The 20,058-nt window shown below is 54.1% G+C and carries 18 protein-coding genes and 3 tRNA genes; 7 read left to right on the forward strand and 14 right to left on the reverse strand.

Going from position 1 to position 20,058, the window contains the following annotated elements; translation table 11 throughout:
- Positions 1-40: 40 nt before the first annotated feature.
- Entirely contained in the window at positions 41-1,870 is a 1,830-nt protein-coding gene (recQ, locus tag OGV80_RS03745) for an ATP-dependent DNA helicase RecQ (protein ID WP_043018992.1), read from the reverse strand.
- An 88-nt stretch (positions 1,871-1,958) separates the two neighbouring features.
- Positions 1,959-2,828 (reverse strand): phospholipase A, encoded by an 870-nt coding sequence (gene pldA / locus OGV80_RS03750; RefSeq protein WP_047407588.1) that lies wholly within the window; start codon positions 2,826-2,828, stop codon positions 1,959-1,961.
- Positions 2,829-3,117: 289 nt separating this feature from the next.
- Here pldA and yigI point away from each other — a divergent pair, with 289 nt between their 5' ends.
- Positions 3,118-3,585: an acyl-CoA thioesterase YigI gene (gene yigI, locus OGV80_RS03755; protein ID WP_003017917.1), complete on the forward strand. Its 468-nt coding sequence runs from the start codon at positions 3,118-3,120 to the stop codon at positions 3,583-3,585.
- 51 nt (positions 3,586-3,636) lie between these two features.
- A complete protein-coding gene (rarD, locus tag OGV80_RS03760; protein WP_043018990.1) occupies positions 3,637-4,530 on the forward strand; it encodes an EamA family transporter RarD in 894 nt (297 codons plus the stop codon).
- Between the two features lie 73 nt (positions 4,531-4,603).
- Here the strand turns inward: rarD and corA are convergent, their stop codons facing one another.
- From corA to lptM, 8 genes are all read right to left on the reverse strand, one after another.
- Positions 4,604-5,554 (reverse strand): magnesium/cobalt transporter CorA, encoded by a 951-nt coding sequence (gene corA, locus OGV80_RS03765; protein ID WP_003017920.1) that lies wholly within the window; start codon positions 5,552-5,554, stop codon positions 4,604-4,606.
- A gap of 155 nt (positions 5,555-5,709) precedes the next feature.
- Positions 5,710-5,766 (reverse strand): YsgD/CorL family protein, encoded by a 57-nt coding sequence (ysgD, locus tag OGV80_RS03770; RefSeq protein ID WP_212723238.1) that lies wholly within the window; start codon positions 5,764-5,766, stop codon positions 5,710-5,712.
- Between the two features lie 202 nt (positions 5,767-5,968).
- Positions 5,969-8,131: a DNA helicase II gene (uvrD, locus tag OGV80_RS03775; RefSeq protein ID WP_003828957.1), complete on the reverse strand. Its 2,163-nt coding sequence runs from the start codon at positions 8,129-8,131 to the stop codon at positions 5,969-5,971.
- Positions 8,132-8,219: 88 nt separating this feature from the next.
- Positions 8,220-8,936: a 5-amino-6-(5-phospho-D-ribitylamino)uracil phosphatase YigB gene (gene yigB, locus OGV80_RS03780; protein WP_087050441.1), complete on the reverse strand. Its 717-nt coding sequence runs from the start codon at positions 8,934-8,936 to the stop codon at positions 8,220-8,222.
- A complete protein-coding gene (gene xerC, locus OGV80_RS03785; protein ID WP_032945700.1) occupies positions 8,936-9,838 on the reverse strand; it encodes a tyrosine recombinase XerC in 903 nt (300 codons plus the stop codon). The genes yigB and xerC overlap by 1 nt, the downstream gene beginning before the upstream one ends.
- Positions 9,835-10,542: a DUF484 domain-containing protein gene (locus tag OGV80_RS03790; RefSeq protein ID WP_043018988.1), complete on the reverse strand. Its 708-nt coding sequence runs from the start codon at positions 10,540-10,542 to the stop codon at positions 9,835-9,837. The genes xerC and OGV80_RS03790 overlap by 4 nt, the downstream gene beginning before the upstream one ends.
- Positions 10,539-11,363: a diaminopimelate epimerase gene (gene dapF, locus OGV80_RS03795; RefSeq protein WP_003017933.1), complete on the reverse strand. Its 825-nt coding sequence runs from the start codon at positions 11,361-11,363 to the stop codon at positions 10,539-10,541. Before dapF ends, OGV80_RS03790 begins: the two co-directional genes overlap by 4 nt.
- A 48-nt stretch (positions 11,364-11,411) precedes the next feature.
- Positions 11,412-11,615: an LPS translocon maturation chaperone LptM gene (gene lptM, locus OGV80_RS03800; RefSeq protein WP_003017937.1), complete on the reverse strand. Its 204-nt coding sequence runs from the start codon at positions 11,613-11,615 to the stop codon at positions 11,412-11,414.
- A 138-nt stretch (positions 11,616-11,753) separates the two neighbouring features.
- Here lptM and cyaY point away from each other — a divergent pair, with 138 nt between their 5' ends.
- Complete coding sequence (gene cyaY / locus OGV80_RS03805) at positions 11,754-12,074, forward strand: iron donor protein CyaY (protein WP_003828967.1); 321 nt, start codon at positions 11,754-11,756, stop codon at positions 12,072-12,074.
- A 75-nt stretch (positions 12,075-12,149) separates the two neighbouring features.
- Here cyaY and cyaA read toward each other — a convergent pair whose 3' ends face one another.
- Positions 12,150-14,696, reverse strand: coding sequence for a class I adenylate cyclase (gene cyaA / locus OGV80_RS03810; RefSeq protein WP_043018987.1), 2,547 nt, complete (start codon positions 14,694-14,696; stop codon positions 12,150-12,152).
- Positions 14,697-15,091: 395 nt separating this feature from the next.
- Between cyaA and hemC the strand changes: the two genes are divergently transcribed.
- The 4 genes from hemC to hemY are packed head-to-tail and all read left to right on the forward strand — an operon-like array spanning position 15,092 to position 19,172.
- Entirely contained in the window at positions 15,092-16,033 is a 942-nt protein-coding gene (hemC, locus tag OGV80_RS03815; RefSeq protein ID WP_043018986.1) for a hydroxymethylbilane synthase, read from the forward strand.
- The gene (gene hemD, locus OGV80_RS03820; RefSeq protein WP_043018985.1) at positions 16,030-16,770 is read left to right on the forward strand and encodes a uroporphyrinogen-III synthase; all 741 of its coding nucleotides are present in this window, start codon (positions 16,030-16,032) and stop codon (positions 16,768-16,770) included. The genes hemC and hemD overlap by 4 nt, the downstream gene beginning before the upstream one ends.
- A 21-nt stretch (positions 16,771-16,791) precedes the next feature.
- The gene (hemX, locus tag OGV80_RS03825) at positions 16,792-17,970 is read left to right on the forward strand and encodes a uroporphyrinogen-III C-methyltransferase (protein WP_087052396.1); all 1,179 of its coding nucleotides are present in this window, start codon (positions 16,792-16,794) and stop codon (positions 17,968-17,970) included.
- A gap of 2 nt (positions 17,971-17,972) precedes the next feature.
- The gene (hemY, locus tag OGV80_RS03830; protein WP_087052397.1) at positions 17,973-19,172 is read left to right on the forward strand and encodes a protoheme IX biogenesis protein HemY; all 1,200 of its coding nucleotides are present in this window, start codon (positions 17,973-17,975) and stop codon (positions 19,170-19,172) included.
- Positions 19,173-19,717: 545 nt separating this feature from the next.
- Here the strand turns inward: hemY and OGV80_RS03835 are convergent.
- The 3 genes from OGV80_RS03835 to OGV80_RS03845 all read right to left on the reverse strand — a co-directional run bounded on the left by OGV80_RS03835 (position 19,718) and on the right by OGV80_RS03845 (position 20,017).
- Positions 19,718-19,794, reverse strand: a tRNA-Pro gene (locus OGV80_RS03835).
- A gap of 41 nt (positions 19,795-19,835) precedes the next feature.
- Positions 19,836-19,921, reverse strand: a tRNA-Leu gene (locus OGV80_RS03840).
- A 20-nt stretch (positions 19,922-19,941) separates the two neighbouring features.
- Positions 19,942-20,017: transfer RNA gene (locus OGV80_RS03845), tRNA-His, on the reverse strand.
- Positions 20,018-20,058: the final 41 nt, after the last annotated feature.

Here is a 20,058-nt window from a genome sequence, read left to right on the forward strand (position 1 = left end):
TTCAGTGAGTCACCATCCTGGCACTTTTTTGCCTCGCTGACTACTCTTCGTCGTCACCATCAACGTGCGCGCGAATAAGTGCCATAAACTCTTTGCCAAAACGCTCAAGTTTACGCATTCCCACGCCGTTGACGCTCAGCATTTCGCTCGGCGAAACCGGCATCTGCTCGGCCATTTCAATCAACGTGGCGTCGTTAAAGACGACATACGGCGGGATATTCTCTTCATCGGCAATGGCTTTACGCAGCTTACGCAATTTGGCGAACAGTTTGCGGTCATAGTTGCCACCGAAGGATTTCTGCATCGCACGCGGTTTCAGCGCCACAATACGCGGTACCGCAAGCTGTAGCGCAACGTCACCACGCAGCACCGGACGCGCGGCTTCAGTTAGCTGTAACGCAGAGTGATGGGCAATATTCTGCGTCACCAGACCAAGATGAATAAGCTGGCGAATAACGCTAACCCAATGTTCATGGCTTTGCTCACGGCCAATGCCATAGACCGGCAGCTTGTCATGGGCCAGTTCGCGAATACGCTGGTTATTCGCTCCGCGCAGAACCTCCACGACGTAACCCATACCAAAGCGTTGATTCACACGGTAGATAGTCGACAGCGCTTTGCGCGCATCCATAAGTCCGTCGTACTGTTTTGGCGGATCGAGGCAGATGTCGCAGTTACCACAGGGCTCCTGCCGCCCTTCGCCAAAATAGTTCAGCAGCACCAGACGACGACAGGTTTGCGCCTCGGCAAATGCCCCCATCGCATTGAGCTTGTGCCGTTCAATATCCAGTAGCTGTCCTGCGGGTTTCTCTTCAAGGCAACGGCGCAACCATGCCATATCCGCCGGATCGTAAAACAGCATCGCTTCCGCTGGCAGGCCGTCACGTCCGGCACGGCCTGTTTCCTGGTAATAGGATTCGATATTGCGTGGAATATCGAAATGCACCACGAAGCGTACGTTAGGTTTGTTGATTCCCATACCGAACGCCACGGTCGCTACCACGATTTGCAGGTCATCGCGCTGGAATTTCTCCTGCACTTCAGCGCGTACGGCGTTTTCCAGCCCGGCATGATAAGCCCCGGCGCTGATACCCCGGCTTTGCAAACGCGCGGCGGTATCTTCAACTTTGGCGCGGCTGTTGCAGTAGATAATTCCAGACTTACCGCGCTGCTCTTGCACGTAGCGCATCAGCTGATCGAGCGGCTTAAACTTCTCCATCAGCATGTAGCGAATATTCGGGCGGTCAAAGCTGCTGATCTGAATTAACGGATCGTTGAGCCCCAGCAGACGCACAATATCCAGCCGGGTGGTTTCATCCGCCGTTGCGGTCAGCGCCACAAACGGCAGGCTCGGGAAACGCTGGCGCAACTGTCCCAGCGCGGCGTATTCCGGGCGGAAATCATGCCCCCACTGCGAGATACAGTGCGCTTCATCAACGGCCAGCAATACCGGATTCCAGTGCGCCAGATTTTCAAGGAAGTTATCCAGCATCAGACGTTCTGGCGCAATGTACAACAAGCGAATCTGCCCGCTGCGACAACCTGCCATGACCTCAAGCTGCTGCTCACGACTTTGGGTGGAGTTCAGACACGCAGCCGCCACGCCGTTGGCCAGCAGTTGATCGACCTGATCTTTCATCAGGGAAATCAGCGGAGAAACAACAACGGTGAGCCCGTTAAGCAATAATGCGGGAATTTGATAGCACAGGGATTTACCGCCACCGGTCGGCATAACGACCAGGCAGTCGCGACCAGAGATCACGGTATCAATGATTTCTTCCTGACCGGGGCGAAACTGTTGGTAGCCAAAGGTTTCCTGCAAAACCTGTTTAGCGCCCATTTCCAGATTCAACACTTCCGCCTGCGCCACATTAACCCCATTAGCCTGAAATAAAAACAGGCGCTATTTTCAGCGCCTGAGAGAGAAACTGCAATGATTAAAATACTCTCAATATCTGTCAGAAGATATCGTTGAGCATCACACCCACGCCAACACGAGTCTGATTGAAGTTGTAGTCAATCAGCGATTCGCCGTAACCGCTGTACACCTGGGTGTAAAGACGCACATGTTTCGTAATTGGATAGCTGGCCCCAAGCTCTGCGCCGCCATAGCCGGTATTCCAGTTGTACTGACCTTTCACACTGATGACCGCGTCACCCAGGTGATAGCCCATTTTCAACTGATAGTAGCCCATATATTTGGTGATATCAGGGTTATCGTCGGTGCTTCCAATAACGTACCACGGCTTAACTTCCACCAGCCAGTTACCATTTTCAGCCATCAGTCGGGTGTAAAGACGGTTCCAGCTACGCGAAGTAGGATCGGAACGGCCGTTGGAGTCATGGTTATAACCCATTTCGATATCACGGAGCGTCCAACCGGCAAAGCGATAGTCGGTGGCAAAACCAAGGAACAATTGCGGTTCATAGTTGGTCTCGCGAAACGGTGAGGACTCTTCACTGTTCGAAAGCTGCCACCATGACTTTTGGGTATAAGAGCCGCCGAGTACCGAATTCGGCCCTAATATCCCACGCCAGAGCGGAAACGCCAGGCTTAGCTGAAACTTAACCTCATCTTTGCGCGCATTTTCGGACCAGCTATAGCTGCTGATCGCCTCTTTGTTCATGTCGCTGGTATTGGTGTAGATGAGATAGTTGGTGTCATAAGGGTAAAGCGTGAAAGGGTTGTCATGTTCCTGCAGCATGTTAGCGATAATACTGCCGCGAACCGCCGGTGCATCATGAATCTCTTTCACTGTCGCTTCCTGCGCATAAGCGGTCAACGGCAGCATGACTGCTGGTAGTAACCATCCCAGAATCGCCCGCATCGGTAATGTTCTCCTGAACCAAAATATTGATGAATTGTATAATTATCTGGCAAGCATTCTATACCCTAAATAATTCAAATTGCAGGAAGGCGGCAAGTCTGTAAACCCCAGGAGCTTACTAAAGTAAGTGACTGGGGTGAGCAGACGCTGCCAACGCACATGCAACTTGAAGTATGACGGGTATACATACTTAGCGATTTCCTCGTTAGTCATCCGGTCTTAAAGTAGAAAACAACAAATAATAAGCATAATATCAACATTTCATTAACCATTGAGGTGTAGGGATCGTATGTCTGCCGTACTTACTGCTGAGGAAGCGCTGAAGTTAGTGGGTGAAATGTTTGTCTATCATATGCCGTTTAATCGGGCGCTGGGACTGGAGCTTGAACGCTATGAGAAAGAATTTGCTCAATTAGCCTTTAATAACCAACCGATGATGGTCGGCAACTGGGCGCAAAGCATTCTGCATGGCGGCGTGATCGCCTCGGCGCTGGACGTCGCTGCTGGGCTGGTGTGCGTTGGGAGTACGCTGACCCGCCATGAAACGATCAGCGAGGATGAGCTGCGTCAGCGGATGTCACGTATGGGGACAATCGATTTACGCGTTGATTACCTGCGTCCGGGAAGAGGGAATCGCTTTACCGCCACCAGTAGCCTGCTGCGGGCGGGTAATAAAGTCGCCGTTGCGCGCGTGGAATTGCATAACGAAGAACAACTTTATATTGCCAGCGCAACCGCCACTTATATGGTGGGGTAAGTGTCCAAAAAAAGGTAAACTGCTGTTACATTTCTGCAATGAGTTTTCCCGATGGATGCTAAACAAACGCGGCAGGGCGTGTTACTCGCTCTTGCTGCTTATTTTATTTGGGGTATCGCTCCTGCCTACTTCAAGCTGATTTACTATGTCCCGGCAGATGAGATCCTGACGCACCGCGTCATCTGGTCGTTTTTCTTTATGGTGGTACTGATGAGCATCAGTCGCCAGTGGTCGGGCGTCAAAACGCTACTACAAACGCCAAAGAAGATTTTCCTGCTGGCGCTCTCTGCCGTGCTCATCGGCGGAAACTGGCTGCTGTTCATTTGGGCGGTCAATAATCACCATATGCTGGAAGCCAGCCTGGGTTATTTTATCAACCCGCTGGTGAATATTGTGCTGGGAATGTTATTCCTCGGCGAGCGCTTTCGTCGCATGCAGTGGCTGGCGGTACTGTTAGCCGCCTGCGGTGTACTGGTGCAGCTGTGGACCTTTGGATCGCTGCCAATAATCGCGCTGGGACTCGCGTTCAGCTTTGCCTTCTATGGCCTGGTGCGCAAGAAGATTGCCGTCGAAGCACAAACTGGCATGCTGATCGAAACCCTGTGGCTTTTACCCGTTGCGGCCATCTATCTGTTTGGCATTGCGGACAGCTCAACCAGCCATATGGGGCAAAATCCCATGTCGCTTAACCTGCTGCTGATTGCTGCGGGCGTCGTGACCACCATTCCGCTGCTGTGCTTTACCGGCGCGGCAACCCGTCTGCGTCTTTCAACGCTGGGTTTCTTCCAGTATATCGGACCTACGTTGATGTTCCTGCTGGCAGTCACCTTTTACGGTGAAGTTCCGGGAGCGGATAAAATGGTCACGTTTGCGTTTATCTGGGTAGCGCTGGCGATTTTCGTGATGGATGCGATTTATACGCAACGACGGGTTCGTCGAAGCTAGAAGATTGCCGGATGGCGCTTCGCTTATCCGGCCTACAAAAGCACATCTCCGTAGGTCGGATAAGTCACAGCCATTACAGCCAGTTCTTGCGCTTAAAGTATAGATACGGCGCCAGACCCGCGAGCATCATAAAGACAATCGCTCCTGGATAACCGAAGCTCCAGTGCAGTTCAGGCATGAATTCAAAGTTCATCCCGTAGCTGGAAGCCACCAGCGTCGGCGGCAGGAACACCACAGAGACCACCGAGAAGATCTTGATGATGCGGTTCTGCTCGATATTGATAAAGCCCATCGCCGCTTGCATCAGGAAGTTAACCTTCTGGAACAGCGATTCATTGTGCGGCAGCAGGGATTCGATATCGCGCAGGATCTCACGCGCCTGCTCCAGCTGACTGCCCGGCAAACGCGCTTTACGCACCAGGAAGTTTAGCGCGCGCTGGGTATCCATCAGACACAGACGAACCTTCCAGCCGATATCTTCCAGTTCCGCCAGCGTCGACAGCGCTTCGTCATATTCATCGCCCTGACGCCCTTCCATGATCACACGGCTGAGTTTTTCCAGGTCGCTGTAGATGTTTTCGATCTCATCCGCCAACTGTTCAATTTTGGTTTCGAACAGGTCAAGCAGCAGCTCGTAGGCGTTGCCATCCACCATCGCCTGATTACGCGCACGCATGCGGTACAGGCGGAAAGCCGGCAGTTCGCGCTCGCGCAGGGTAAACAGGCGGCCTTCGCGAATGGTAAATGCGACGGTTGAGTTACCCGCGTGATCGTCGGCATCTTCATAAAAGAAGAAGGAGTGAATGTGCAGACCGTCTTCGTCTTCAAAAAAACGTGCGGACGCTTCGATGTCTTCCAGTTCAGGGCGCGTAGCCAGATTCTGGCCCAAGTCCTTTTGCACACGGTTTCGTTCTTCGTCATCCGGCTCGACTAAATCGACCCAAACCGAACTGGCCAGGTGCTCGATCTCGTCTGCCTCAAGGCGAGTTAAACGATTGTTTTCCAGTTGAAATGCGCTCAGCATGACCGGGACTCCCAATGCAAAAAATTATCGGACAGTTCGGAGGGCACACAGAAACAAATTGGGTTTCAGACCATTAAACAGCCTGACTCAGCGCGACGGGAAAAAAACAGAAGGTCGCTGACAACCGCGAAGGCTATCAGCAAAAAGGGATAGCCTTAGGAGTTGATCCTGGATGACAGGATAATGAGCCAGTATCTACTGGGTGTGTCCAAGGCGAATGTCCTCTTAGCGTAATCGTGCGCGCATGTTACGCCAGCAAAATTTTGACGTCAACACGCAACGGATGGCGAAAAAGTAATAATTTCCCCTTATACAGAAAGGTTAGCAGAGGGGAATTATTTATCTATGATTTCAGAATATTAACCGACAGGTTGCCGGATGTCGGCTCGGCCTTATCCGGCAAAGCCGAACCGATTAAACCGTTTCCAGTCTGGCGTAGGCCGCTACCAGCCATTTGATCCCCTGCCCCTGGAACGCGACCTGCAAACGACTATGCTCGCCGCTTCCTTCCAGGTTGACGATGGTGCCCTCGCCAAATTTAGCATGGCGCACGCGCTGACCGAGCTTGTAGCCGGTATCGTTTTCCGCCATTGGCGTGCCCATCCGCTGATGGCTCACCGGACGGCTGACCGTGGCGCGCAGGCGAACCTCTTCAACGCACGCTTCCGGCAGTTCGCCGATAAAGCGCGACGGACGATGGTAAACCTCTTTGCCGTACAGACGACGTGTTTCGGCGTAGGTCAGCGTCAGCTTTTGCATCGCGCGGGTCACGCCGACGTAAGCCAGGCGGCGCTCTTCTTCGAGGCGACCACCTTCGTCCAGCGACATCTGGCTGGGGAACATGCCTTCTTCCATCCCCACGATAAACACCTGCGGGAATTCCAGACCTTTCGCCGAGTGCAGCGTCATCAGCTGTACCGCGTCCTGCCAGGTATCCGCTTGCCCTTCACCTGCTTCCAGCGCGGCGTGAGACAGGAACGCCTGCAGCGGCATTAAGTCTTCGTCTTCTTCGTTGTAGCTGAACTGGCGCGTTGCCGTCACCAATTCGTCTAAGTTTTCGATACGCGTCTGGCCCTTCTCGCCTTTTTCCTGCTCGTACATCATGCGCAGGCCGGAGTCTTTAATCACCCGGTCAGTCTGCACGTGCAGCGGCATATCCGCGGTCTCCTGGGCCAGTGCGTCAATCAGCTCCATAAAGCGCTGTAAGGCGCTGGCAGCACGACCCGCGAGAGCTTTTTCCTGCAACAGCTCACGACAGGCCTGCCACAGCGTTAGCTGACGGTCACGGGAGGTCTGACGCACCACATCTAAAGTACGATCGCCAATCCCGCGGGTTGGCGTATTCACCACGCGTTCAAACGCGGCGTCGTCATTGCGATTAGCGATCAGGCGCAGGTAAGAGAGCGCATCTTTGATTTCCTGGCGTTCGAAGAAGCGCATCCCGCCATAGATCCGATACGGCATGCTGGCTTGTAACAGCGCCTCTTCCAGTACGCGCGACTGGGCGTTGCTGCGATACAGAATGGCGCATTGTTCCAGCGCACCGCCGTTGTCCTGCCAGGTTTTGATACGGTTGACCACAAAGCGCGCTTCATCGAGTTCGTTGAACGCGCAGTAAAGCGAGATCGGTTCTCCATCAACGCCATCGGTCCACAGCTTTTTACCCAGACGCCCATTATTGTTTTCAATCAGGGCGTTAGCCGCGCTGAGGATATTGTTGGTCGAACGGTAGTTCTGCTCCAGACGAATGGTTTCTGCGCCCGGGAAATCCGTGAGGAAGCGCTGGATGTTTTCCACCTGCGCTCCGCGCCAGCCGTAGATCGACTGATCGTCATCACCCACGATCATCACTTTGCCGGTATCGCCCGCCAGCAGGCGGATCCACGCGTACTGAATGTTGTTGGTATCCTGGAATTCGTCCACCAGGATATTGGTAAAGCGTTCGCGGTAGTGCTGCAGGATATGCGGCTTGTTAAGCCACAGTTCATGAGCGCGCAGCAGCAGCTCGGCGAAATCCACCAGCCCCGCGCGGTCACACGCTTCCTGGTAAGCCTGATACACTTTCTGCCAGGTTTGCTCAACCGGGTTACCGTAGCTTTGCAGATGATGCGGACGCAGACCTTCGTCTTTCTGGCTATTGATGAACCACATCGCCTGACGCGGTGGCCACTGCTTCTCATCAAGGTTCATCGCCTTGATCAGACGCTTAAGCAAACGCAGTTGGTCTTCGCTGTCGAGGATCTGGAAATCCTGCGGCAAGTTTGCATCCATATGGTGCGCGCGCAGCAGACGGTGCGCCAGACCGTGGAATGTACCCACCCACATACCGCCCTGGCTGGTTCCCATGATCTGACCAATACGGTGGCGCATTTCCGCCGCCGCTTTGTTGGTAAAAGTCACCGCCATAATGGAGTACGGCGAGTTGTTCTCAACCGTCAGTAACCAGGCGATACGGTGCACCAGCACGCGCGTTTTACCACTCCCCGCGCCTGCCAAAACCAGCATGTTGCTGCGTGGCGCGGCCACCGCTTCACGCTGTTTATCATTAAGGCTGTCGAGCAGGTAAGAAACGTCCATTGGCACCGCCGCGTAAAAGTAGGTAAGGCGGAAAAGCGTAGCGCCATCCGCCAAAAAGCTGGGTATATATACAGAGTTCTGCTGGTGATTATATCAGCGAGGTCAGAGATGCCAACTGTGAAATTTCGATATGCGGCAGCAAACGGCTGTCTGCGGTTTGCATCAGGTCGGCATTTTCCGGTTTGATCCAGCAGGCCTGCATACCGCAACGGATGGCCCCCGCCACGTCAGTCGTCAGGTCGTCGCCCACGTGCAGGATTTCCTCTACGGGCATTTTCAGTTTTTCCGCCGCCAGCGCGTACATGTCGCTGAACGGTTTTGAGCGCCCGTCGGGACCGGCGCGCAGCACAAACTCAAAATAATCGCCCAGGCCAAACAGTTCCGGCTGCGCATTACCGTTGGTGATCGCCACCAGCGGCCATTTGCGGGCCAGCGCCTTCAACGTGTCATGCGTTGACTGCGGGACATCAATACGGCTACGCCATTTGGCAAAATTCATCATCGCCGCATTCGCCCCCATTTTGGCTTCTGCCTCTGACAACCCCGCCTCCAGCATAGCGCGCTCTACGGCACGATGACGCCATTGGGTAACATCGTGGTAGATTTCCGGCTCGGCGTCGCGAACAGCCTGACGTAGGCGCTGTAGGTCGCTATTTTGCAGCGAATTCAACGCCGGATGGTAATTCTGTACAAACGCGAGCGCTTCCTGCTCGGTGCGAGTGATAACGGGACGGTTATCGTAAAGGGTGTCATCAAGGTCAAAGGTGAGCGCAGATATGCGCCCCAAAGGCCGGTAAAAACGCATTATTTCCCCCGTTTGGCGCGCGGATGCGCCGCATCGTACACTGAAGCCAGGTGTTGAAAATCAAGATGGGTATAGATTTGAGTCGTGGAGAGATTGGCATGACCCAATAACTCCTGCACTCCGCGCAGATCGCCGCTCGACTCCAGCATATGCGTCGCAAAGGAGTGGCGTAATTTGTGGGGATGTACGTGGCTGTTCAGCCCCTGCTTGATACCCCATTCCGCAAAGCGTTTCTGCACGTTGCGCGCCGAGATACGTTTGCCCAGTTTTGACAAAAATAGCGCATCGTCATCGCTGCCAAATAGCCCGCGCAGATCCAGCCAATGCTCAATCCACGCCACCGCATTGCGGCCAATTGGCAGACGCCGCTCTTTACTGCCTTTGCCCATCACCCACACTTCGCCGGTGTCGAGATCGAGATGTTTAATATCCAGCCCAACCAGTTCAGATAAACGCAGCCCCGCGCCGTACATTACTTCCAGCATTGCCCGATCACGCACGGCAAGAGGGTCGTTGAGATCGATATCCAGCAGACGATTAACGTCGTCGACATCGATATTTTTAGGCAGATGACGCGGCGCTTTCGGCGCGGAAACGCTTTTTGCCGGATTGGCTTTCAGTTCGCCCTGATTAACCAGCCAGTCGAAGAAACTGCGCAACGCGGAGAGGCGCAGCGCCAGACTCGCTGGCCCCAGCCCTTTACGACGGCTGCGCACGGCAAAACTGCGTACCATCGCAGCGTCACATTGTTGCCAGCTTTGCAGACCGGTTTCTCCGGCTAACGCAATGATGGCATCAAGCTGACGCTGATAATTAAGCAATGTGATCGGGCTAAGCTGGCGCTCAACGCCCAGATAGCGCAAAAAGCGCGCCACATCCTGAGAAAGGGGTGAATCGGTCATACGCGTTCAATCCAGCGCTCCAGCAGTTCCGGCAACATCAGCGAGATTTCCTGCAGTAATTGCGTACCTTGCCCCTGCTGGTAATGATTAACGTCACGGCTACTGAACAGCATCACGCCCAGGGATCCATCTTGCCCGAGCATCGACATCGCCACCGAGCCTATCGCTTTCGCCTCCGGCATCATGACCAACAGTTCCGGACCATTGAGCGGCCCAAGATAATGCCGAGACTGGCCCAAACGCTGGATACGCAACGGTTCAAAGGCCTGACGGCTTAATGCCAGATGGGTGAATTTTGATGGTGCGCCAAGTCGCCAGCGATCCGGGAACAGACGAACCGTCGCCCCGGCCAGGCCTAACTCACGCGCCCAGCGATGAAATCGCATCAGCATGTCGTCAAGACTGCTGGCCGACACTAGCCGTCCTTGCAGATTTAGCAGACGATAGAACAGGCTTTCATTGGCGTTGGCTTGTTCCATCAACAGCGCCATGTTCTCTTCCAGCACGTTAATATGATTACGCGCCCGCGCCATATGCCATTCCACTAAAGAAATCGTGCCCCGCACCGGGTGCGGAACACGCATCGCTTCAACGGCCTGGGCATTACGGATAAAAAACTCAGGATTACGTTGCAGGTAATCGACGACCGCCCGGTCGTCCAGCTCCATGAGCGTTTCCTGTAGTTCTTCCCCTGGTTGCTTCATAAGTGAATAAATCCGTCGTAGACATGTGCCGCCGGGCCAGTCATATACAGCGGATGACCCGGACCTTTCCAGGCGATATCAAGTCGACCGCCCGGCAATTCCACCCTTACTTCTTCTGCCAGCAGCCCCTGCTGGATACCGACCGCAACGGCGGCGCACGCACCGCTGCCGCAGGCCTGCGTTTCACCCGCGCCGCGCTCATAGACGCGCAGCCGGATATGCTCGCGTTTTACCACCTGCATAAACCCGATGTTAGCGCGTTCAGGGAAGCGTTCGTGGCTTTCCAGAACCGGTCCCAGGGTTTCTACCGTGGCCGTATCTACATCATCAACCTGAATCACGCAGTGCGGGTTCCCCATTGAAACCACGCCGCACAATACTGTCTGTTCAGCCGCGCGCATAATATAGGTCTTCTCTGCTTTGTTGGCGCGAAACGGAACTTGCGAGGGTTCAAAGTTGGGTTCACCCATATTCACCCGCACCAGCTCGTCGTCGGTTACGGTTAATACCATACGACCATTCGCGGTACTGACGCGGATATCACGCTTATTGGTCAGCCCTTTCAGGCGAACAAAGCGGGCAAAACAACGGGCACCATTGCCACACTGTGACACTTCACTGCCGTCAGCATTAAAAATACGGTAGTGGAAATCCAGCTCCGGATCGTACGGAGGTTCAACCACCAGCAGTTGATCAAATCCAACGCCGAGATGCCTGTCGGCCAGGCGGCGAATCAGCTCTGGTGAGAAAAAAACATTCTGCGTTACCGCGTCGACGACCATAAAATCGTTGCCAAGGCCATGCATTTTAGAGAATTGCATCATTCACTCCGTTCACGCGGGTACAGAAATGTAACTCTATTCCTGCCGTCAGTAATTCACCTGAGAAGGTCCGTCGCTAATCCCACGATCGTTTTTCTCAGGCGTGGTGGATTGCGATTGCGGCTGAACGCTCTTGGTCGGAGGCGGCGCGGTTTTATCTGCTGGCGGAAAATAGAGCGGGCCTTTTAGCCCACAGCCCGTCAGGCTGAACAGAGTAAAAATGACAGCGAGTGGCTTTAACACGTTTTTCATTATCGGTTGCCTGTAAAGTTCATGCTTTCTGTTTTCTATCATCGCAGGAGAAGGCGTAAAAGCAAGAGTTAGCCTGTAATCTGCAACGCGTTTTGTTTCAGGTTATACTGCCGTCATCACGAAAAACAGGATAAGAAAATGAACGACAGTGAATTTCATCGCCTTGCTGACACCCTGTGGATGACCATTGAAGAGCGTCTGGACGACTGGGATGGCGACAGCGATATCGATTGTGAAATCAACGGCGGCGTGCTGACCATCAGCTTCGAAAACGGCAGCAAAATTATTATTAACCGTCAGGAGCCGCTGCACCAGGTGTGGCTGGCGACCAAACAGGGCGGCTACCACTTTGACCTGAAAGGCGACGAGTGGATCTGCGACCGTAGCGGCGAAACGTTCTGGGATCTGCTGGAACAGGCGGCAACGCAGCAGGCGGGTGAAGAGGTAAGTTTCCGTTAAGTTTTAGTGCCGGATGCGCTTCGCTTATCCGGCCTACTTTGGCCCGGTAAGCGTCGCGCATCCGGGCAAGTTAACTCACGAGAAATACTGCTGTAACAGCGGCGTTTCGCTGTCCTGACTGACTGGCGGAACGGCGCTAATTGGCTGGGTACGGAACGGGATTACCTGCGCGCGCCCGTCTGTTTTCACAATCTGATAGAACTGCGGCAGGTTAAAGTTGATGAAGCTGGAGCCGTAGGTAAAGCGATCGTGCGATGATGAGTAGAAACGGCTGACATCGCGTACCAGTTCCTCTTTGCTACCTTCGCAGTGGTGATACACCTCGGCCCGATTACTCTCGTCCAGAATGTAGATATTAAAGCCCTGCTCATCACCCGTTTCTTCGAAAAAGAACTGAATAATCCCTTCGCTGGCAAAACCGTCTACCACCGACGGCAGTTTCACATGGTTAGTCTCAACCTGAACGGAAAGCCCGTGCAGTTTGTTATGTGAAATCGCGCCATAGAATTCAATCGCGTTTTCCAGCTTCTGTACCGAAACGTTCAGGCGCTCGAAGAACAGTCCCCACGTCTGCCCGGAAACGCGCAGCGCTTTGAAGCGTCCGGTTTCCTGACGAGTGCTGGAGAGGCGTAATTCGATACACTCAGACACCAGTTGCTGCACACGGGTGCGAATTAAACCGCGCAGATGCTGGCTATAGCAGAAGACCTCAACGCTATCCGGCGGCGCGGCATCCTGGTGCATTTTGCCCAGAATCGTTTTTAACGCTTCAATCATCGCCTGCTCGCCGTTGAAGTGCAGGGTACGCACTTCATTCCACGAGTTGCGGTACAGCAGGTCGACGCTACCCACCAGGCAATTTTGTTCTTCACCAAAGCTGAAGACGTCCAGCTTACGGAAATCAAAATGCACCACCTGATTGCGAAACGCCGCCGTCGGGTCATATTCAAGGTTAACGATAATCGCCAGATGGCGAATTTCGCATGGACTATAGAGCGCTTTCGGCGTTGGCGCGGGCAGTCGCAACGGGAAGTGGTGTGACACGTCGGCGACCATTTCCTGCAACTTCGGCAAATCAACAATGCCGTTACCCTTAATAAACAAATGCGTACGCGAGGTCAGCAGGCCGTTGAACCAGGCCCACGCCACCAGCTTATTGAGATAGCGGTTATATTCCAGCGGCTGATGGCTGATGATCGAGTCCATGTTAGGCGCGCGGTTATAGAGATACCAACCCGAACGGTTGGCACGACCCGGCGGCACATGGATAAAGGTCAGATTCGGTTCCGAGAGATCCGGAGATATCTGTGGGTTCACCAGCGTAACTTTACCCGGCAACGCTTCAAAGGCGGCATACAGCTTACGGGTCAGCACGCCGATATCCTGCGGACTGGCGCTGACGCTGAGGTTATTGCGCCGCGCAAAGCGGATCAGATTACGATAGCTCTGCATCATCGCATCGAGCAGTTCGTTATGCGCTTCGCGTACCTGGTCAATCTTCCAGTTAGCGCGGTTATCCAGCATAGTCAGACGCGCGTCATCCCAGCCCCACTCATTCACTAACTGACTTAATACTTCACGACGCCAACCCACGCAGGCGCGCTCGCGGCTCAGTTTCTCACACACTTTTAAGTAGAAACATCGACGCACTAAATCCAGTCGCGTCGGGTCTTCGATTGCCGTGAGGTACTCGGTCACGCGCTCCAGCATCATGCAGTAAGGGTCGAGACCAAAAGAGACGATCTCGCCATCGTGCAGGCGCTGTTTTATATCTTTCGCCAACAGGCGCGGATTGGGGTATTCCCAGGAATAGGCTTCCAGCAGCAGCGTTTTCAGCACCGCCTTGTAAGGGGAGTCGATACTCTTGTACAGCTGCCACAGGCTGGCGCCAAAGTATTCTTCGGCGGAGAGCGAACTGAGTCCGCCGAGATCCAGCCATTCATTTGGCGTTAACACCCCCTGAGCGTAGAGCGTCATGACGTAATCGTCGTAATGCTCTTCTTCATCTCCCGGCACCATATTCCACAGAATACGTTTACCCGCGAGGCGCACAGCGGTGCGATAGAATTCATCAAGCAACAGGATATGTTGCGTCGAGCCACAGTCTTCGCCACCGAGACTGCCGCTTTCATTGTGACGGAAACGGTTTTCATCAATCAGGAAGAAGCTGACTTCCACGCCCAGCGAGGCGGCCCAGCTTTCGAGCAGGCTACATTTACGCTGCAGCAGCTGGCGCTCTTCGCTATCCAGCCAGGATTGATGGCAGACCCAGATATCAAGGTCAGAGGAACAGCTTTGCCCTACCGAAGAGGTGCTGCCCATTGAGTAAACGCCGGTGATCGGCAGCTCGCCCTTGGGAGGATCCTGCGGCGACATACCGCGGTACAGTTCCAGTTCGTTCAGGTAGTGGCGTTGGGTTTCATCAGGCGTGTAAAGACATATGCCTTTGGGAACGTTACCATCGAGGTAACCCGGCATCAGCGGATGGTGGTAGTGCAATAATGTCGGCAGCAGACTGTATACCTGCTGGAAGGCAGGTCCCATGGCAGCAAGCGCGCGATCCACACGCAGTTGATTTATGGCATCCAGTCTCTGTTTCAGAGTCTCAATATAGAGGTACAAGACGTATCGCCTGATGTTGCTACCCGTCATGTTGGCGATTGCTGCGGCGCAAGCGCGCACAATAATCGTCATCAATTCGGATAAACCGTATGTCAAAAATAACCGTTACCTGTTTTTCGGCCATATTTTTTTATGCTGTACAGCCGAAAAAATGGTCTAAAACGTGATCAATTTAACACCTTGCTCATTGACCGTAAAGAAAGATGCGCTACATACAAGTGTAGCACCGTTCGTTACGTGTAAATTCCTTCATACGGTCGGGAGGTTTCTCGTCATTATTCACTGCCAGTGATGATGCAGCGCCTTTTTCCTCTCACTTACGTTTGAGCGTAACGCTGACATCCCTTTGATAAGGATGTTAGGATGGTCAATGATTGATAATGACGGTAACAAGCATGTTAGACAATGTTTTGAGAATTGCCACACGCCAAAGCCCCCTTGCGCTCTGGCAGGCACATTATGTCAAAGACGCCTTAATGGCAAACCACCCCGGTCTGATCGTGGAACTGGTTCCTATGGTAACCCGTGGCGATGTGATCCTTGATACCCCGCTGGCGAAGGTTGGAGGGAAAGGGTTGTTTGTTAAAGAGCTGGAAGTCGCACTGCTGGAAAAACGCGCCGATATCGCCGTGCATTCCATGAAGGATGTGCCGGTTGAATTCCCTGACGGCCTTGGACTGGTGACCATTTGCGAGCGAGAGGATCCGCGTGATGCTTTCGTCTCAAATAAGTACAACACGCTGGATGAACTCCCCGCGGGCAGCATCGTCGGGACATCCAGTTTGCGTCGCCAGTGCCAGTTGGCAAAGCGACGCCCGGATCTCGTCATCCGTTCGCTGCGCGGCAACGTAGGCACCCGTCTCGGCAAACTGGATAACGGCGATTATGACGCTATTATTCTGGCGGTCGCCGGACTAAAACGTTTAGGTCTTGAGTCGCGAGTCCGTACCGCTCTGCCGCCGGAAGTCTCCCTGCCCGCTGTCGGGCAAGGCGCAGTAGGCATAGAATGCCGACTGGATGATATGCGCACTCAGGCGCTGTTAGCGCCGCTCAATCATGAAGAGACCGCCCTACGCGTTAAAGCCGAACGCGCGATGAACACCCGCCTGGAAGGGGGCTGTCAGGTCCCGATCGGCAGTTATGCGGAACTCATCGACGGTGAGATTTGGCTGCGGGCGCTGGTCGGCGCGCCTGACGGTTCGCAGATGGTATGCGGAGAGCGTCGCGGTGCGGCGCAGACTGCTGAACAAATGGGCATCTCTCTGGCTGAAGAGCTACTGGAGAACGGTGCACGCGCCATTCTGGCTGAAGTTTACAACGGAGAAGCCCCCGCATGAGTATTCTGGTCACCCGCCCGTCTCCCGCAGGGGAAGAGTTAGTGAGCCGTCTGCGCGCACTGGGGCAGGTGGCCTGGAGTTTTCCGCTCATCGAGTTTTCACCGGGTCGGGAACTGGCAACGCTTGCTTCCCGACTGTCAGCGCTGACGGAGAACGATCTGGTCTTCGCCCTTTCGCAGCATGCCGTTACCTTTGCAGATGCTGAGCTTCAGCAGCAGAGGAAAAGCTGGCCCTCACTTCCGGGTTATTTTGCCATTGGCCGCACAACGGCGCTGGCGCTGCACACCGTTAGCGGTTTCAATATTCACTACCCTCTGGATCGGGAAATTAGCGAAGTCTTGCTACAATTACCTGAATTACAAAATATTGCGGGAAAACGCGCGCTTATATTACGCGGCAACGGTGGCCGTGAGCTGATAGGTGAAACCCTGACAGCACGCGGAGCTGATGTCGATTTTTGTGAATGTTATCAACGCAGTGCAAAATATTACGATGGTGCAGAAGAAGCGATGCGCTGGCAATCTCGTGGCGTGACCACGGTGGTTGTTACCAGTGGAGAGATGCTACAACAGCTCTGGTCGCTCATTCCGCAGTGGTATCGTGAGCACTGGTTACTACGCTGTCGGCTGCTGGTCGTCAGTGAGCGTCTGGCGCACCTCGCCCGGGAACTGGGCTGGCAAGATATTAAGGTCGCTGATAACGCCGACAACGATGCGCTACTACGCGCATTACAATAACTCTCATAATGGGATGCCATAATGACGGAACAAGAAAAATCCTCCGCCGTGGTTGAAGAGACCAGGGAGGCCGTGGAAACCACGTCACAGCCAGTCAATACTGAAAAAAAGAGTAAGAGCAGCACGGCGCTGATTCTGAGCGCTGTGGCGATTGCTATTGCTCTGGCAGCAGGCGTTGGGCTGTATGGCTGGGGGAAACAGCAGGCAACAACGCAGACGGCAACCAGCGATGCGCTGGCGAACCAGCTGACGGCGCTGCAAAAAGCGCAAGAGAGTCAAAAAGCTGAGCTGGAAGGCATCATTAAACAGCAGGCAACGCAGCTGGATGAAGCCACACGCCAGCAGGCCGCGCTGGTCAAACAGCTTGACGAAGTCCAGCAAAAGGTCGCCACTATCTCCGGCAGCGATGCCGGGACATGGCTACTGGCGCAGGCTGATTTTCTGGTGAAACTGGCCGGTCGCAAATTATGGAGCGATCAGGACGTTACTACCGCCGCAGCGCTGCTGAAAAGCGCTGACGCCAGCCTTGCGGATATGAACGATCCGAGCCTGATCGCCGCCCGTCGCGCGATTACCGACGATATCGCGAGCCTCTCCGCGGTGACTCAGGTCGACTATGACGGCATTATCCTGAAAGTGAATCAGCTATCTAACCAGATCGATAACCTGCGTCTGGCCGACAACGACACCGACGATTCGCCGATGGATTCCGACAGCAGCGAGCTTTCCAGCTCGATCAGCGAATGGCGCGTCAATCTGCAAAAAAGCTGGCAGAACTTTATGGACAGCTTTATCACCGTTCGCCGTCGTGATGAAACCGCCGTCCCGCTGCTGGCACCAAACCAGGACGTGTACTTACGGGAAAACATCCGTTCCCGCTTGTTAGTAGCCGCCCAGGCCGTGCCACGTCATCAGGAAGAAACATATCGCCAGGCGCTGGAAAACGTCTCCACCTGGGTGCGCGCCTACTACGACACTGACGATGCAGCAACGAAAGCTTTCCTGGAAGAAGTAGACCAGCTGAGCCAACAAAGCATCAGCATGGACGTACCGGATACGCTGCAAAGCCAGGCTCTTCTCGACAAGTTAATGCAGACCCGCGTACGTAATTTACTGGCACAACCCGCCACAGCACCTGCACCTGCACCTGCACCTGCACCTGCAGCAGACGCTCCGGCAACTGCGCCGCAAGGAGAATAATGATGCTAAAAGTATTATTGCTCTTTGTGCTGTTGATCGCCGGGATCGTTGTCGGTCCGATGATTGCCGGTCATCAGGGCTACGTGCTGATCCAGACGGATAATTACAATATTGAAACCAGCGTGACGGGCCTGGTGATCATCCTGATCGTCGCCATGGTCGTCCTGTTCGCGATTGAATGGCTACTGCGCCGAATTTTCCGCACAGGCGCGCATACCCGCGGATGGTTTGTCGGTCGGAAGCGTCGTCGCGCCCGTAAGCAAACCGAGCAGGCGCTGCTCAAGCTGGCAGAAGGCGATTATCAGCAGGTTGAAAAGCTGATGTCGAAAAACGCCGATCACGCAGAACAGCCGATAGTGAATTACCTGCTGGCGGCAGAAGCGGCTCAGCAGCGCGGTGACGAAGCTCGCGCCAACCAACACCTTGAGCGTGCTGCTGAACTGGCTGGAAATGATACGATCCCGGTAGAAATCGCTCGCGTTCGCCTACAGCTGGCGCGTAATGAAAATCACGCCGCGCGCCACAGTGTAGATAAACTGCTGGAAGTGACGCCACGTCATCCGGAAGTGCTGCGTCTGGCTGAACAGGCCTACATTCGTACCGGCGCATGGAGTTCGCTACTGGATATCATTCCATCCATGGCGAAAGCGCGCGTGGGTGATGACGAGCACCGCGCTATGCTGGAACAACAGGCATGGGTTGGTCTGATGGATCAGGTTCGCGCCGATCAGGGCAGCGAAGGGCTACGCGCATGGTGGAAAAACCAGAACCGTAAAACCCGTCACCAGGTTGCCCTGCAGGTGGCGATGGCTGAACATCTGATTGAGTGTGACGATCACGATACGGCGCAGCAGGTCATCATTGATGGTCTGAAACGCCAGTATGACGATCGCCTGGTGCTGCCGATCCCGCGCCTGAAAACCAATAATCCGGAACAGATAGAAAAAGTGCTGCGCCAGCAGATTAAAGCCGTCGGCGATCGCCCGTTGCTGTGGAGCACGCTGGGTCAGTCGCTAATGAAGCACGGCGAATGGCAGGAAGCCACGCTCGCCTTCCGTGCAGCCCTCAAGCAGCGCCCGGATGCCTATGACTACGCCTGGCTTGCTGACGCGCTGGACAGACTGCATCAGCCGGAAGAAGCCGCCACCATGCGTCGTGATGGCCTGATGTTGACGCTGCAGAACAACAACTCCCCGCAGTAACTCCTGAATGCCCGGTGGCGCTTTCGCTTACCGGGCAATCGTATACACAAAATCATTCAAGATGCATAAAAAAACGCCCGCTCTTTTGGAGCAGGCGTTAAACAGGTCTGTATGACAACATAAATGGGTGCTTCACTCAACGTTATGTCCATGGTGTTTGATGAGGCTATATGCTTCATCCTTCACGCTGTCTCTTCGTTGGCTGCACACGCTCACCCCTGTCACTTACCTTTGTAAGCTCCGGGGGATTCCCGTGCTGGCCGTCTCGACACATCATGAATGATTTAGCATATAAGATGCGACATCTGTCTGTGGACGATAAGCACCGTAAACGGCTCTGCATCATTCCTGAGTTTATGAGGCCAGATGGCGAACATAAGAGATGGAATGAGCATCTACCTGCATATTATTGCACAAGGCATGCCACGATTGCACTGCAAAAACCATGGATCCGGACTTTTTAAGACATCAGGTAATTCGCGGGAATAAAGGCTGAGAAGGGGAAATCAGAAAACAAAAAACCCCGCCGAAGCGGGGTTCAAAATTGGTCGGCGAGAGAGGATTCGAACCTCCGACCCACTGGTCCCAAACCAGTTGCGCTACCAAGCTGCGCTACTCGCCGTTTTACTGCTTTTTGAATTTTTAGTTCAATTCTTTAAGTCGTGGTGCGAGGGGGGGGACTCGAACCCCCACATCCTAAGGACACTAACACCTGAAGCTAGCGCGTCTACCAATTCCGCCACCTTCGCATTTCACAACTTTAAATTAATGGGGTGGCTAATGGGATTCGAACCCACGACAACTGGAATCACAATCCAGGGCTCTACCAACTGAGCTATAGCCACCACTGCAAATCTTTTACGCGGTATTAAAACCACCGCAGCTC

The organism is Citrobacter sp. Ce119 (assembly GCF_030334525.1).
Classification (GTDB): domain Bacteria; phylum Pseudomonadota; class Gammaproteobacteria; order Enterobacterales; family Enterobacteriaceae; genus Citrobacter; species Citrobacter europaeus.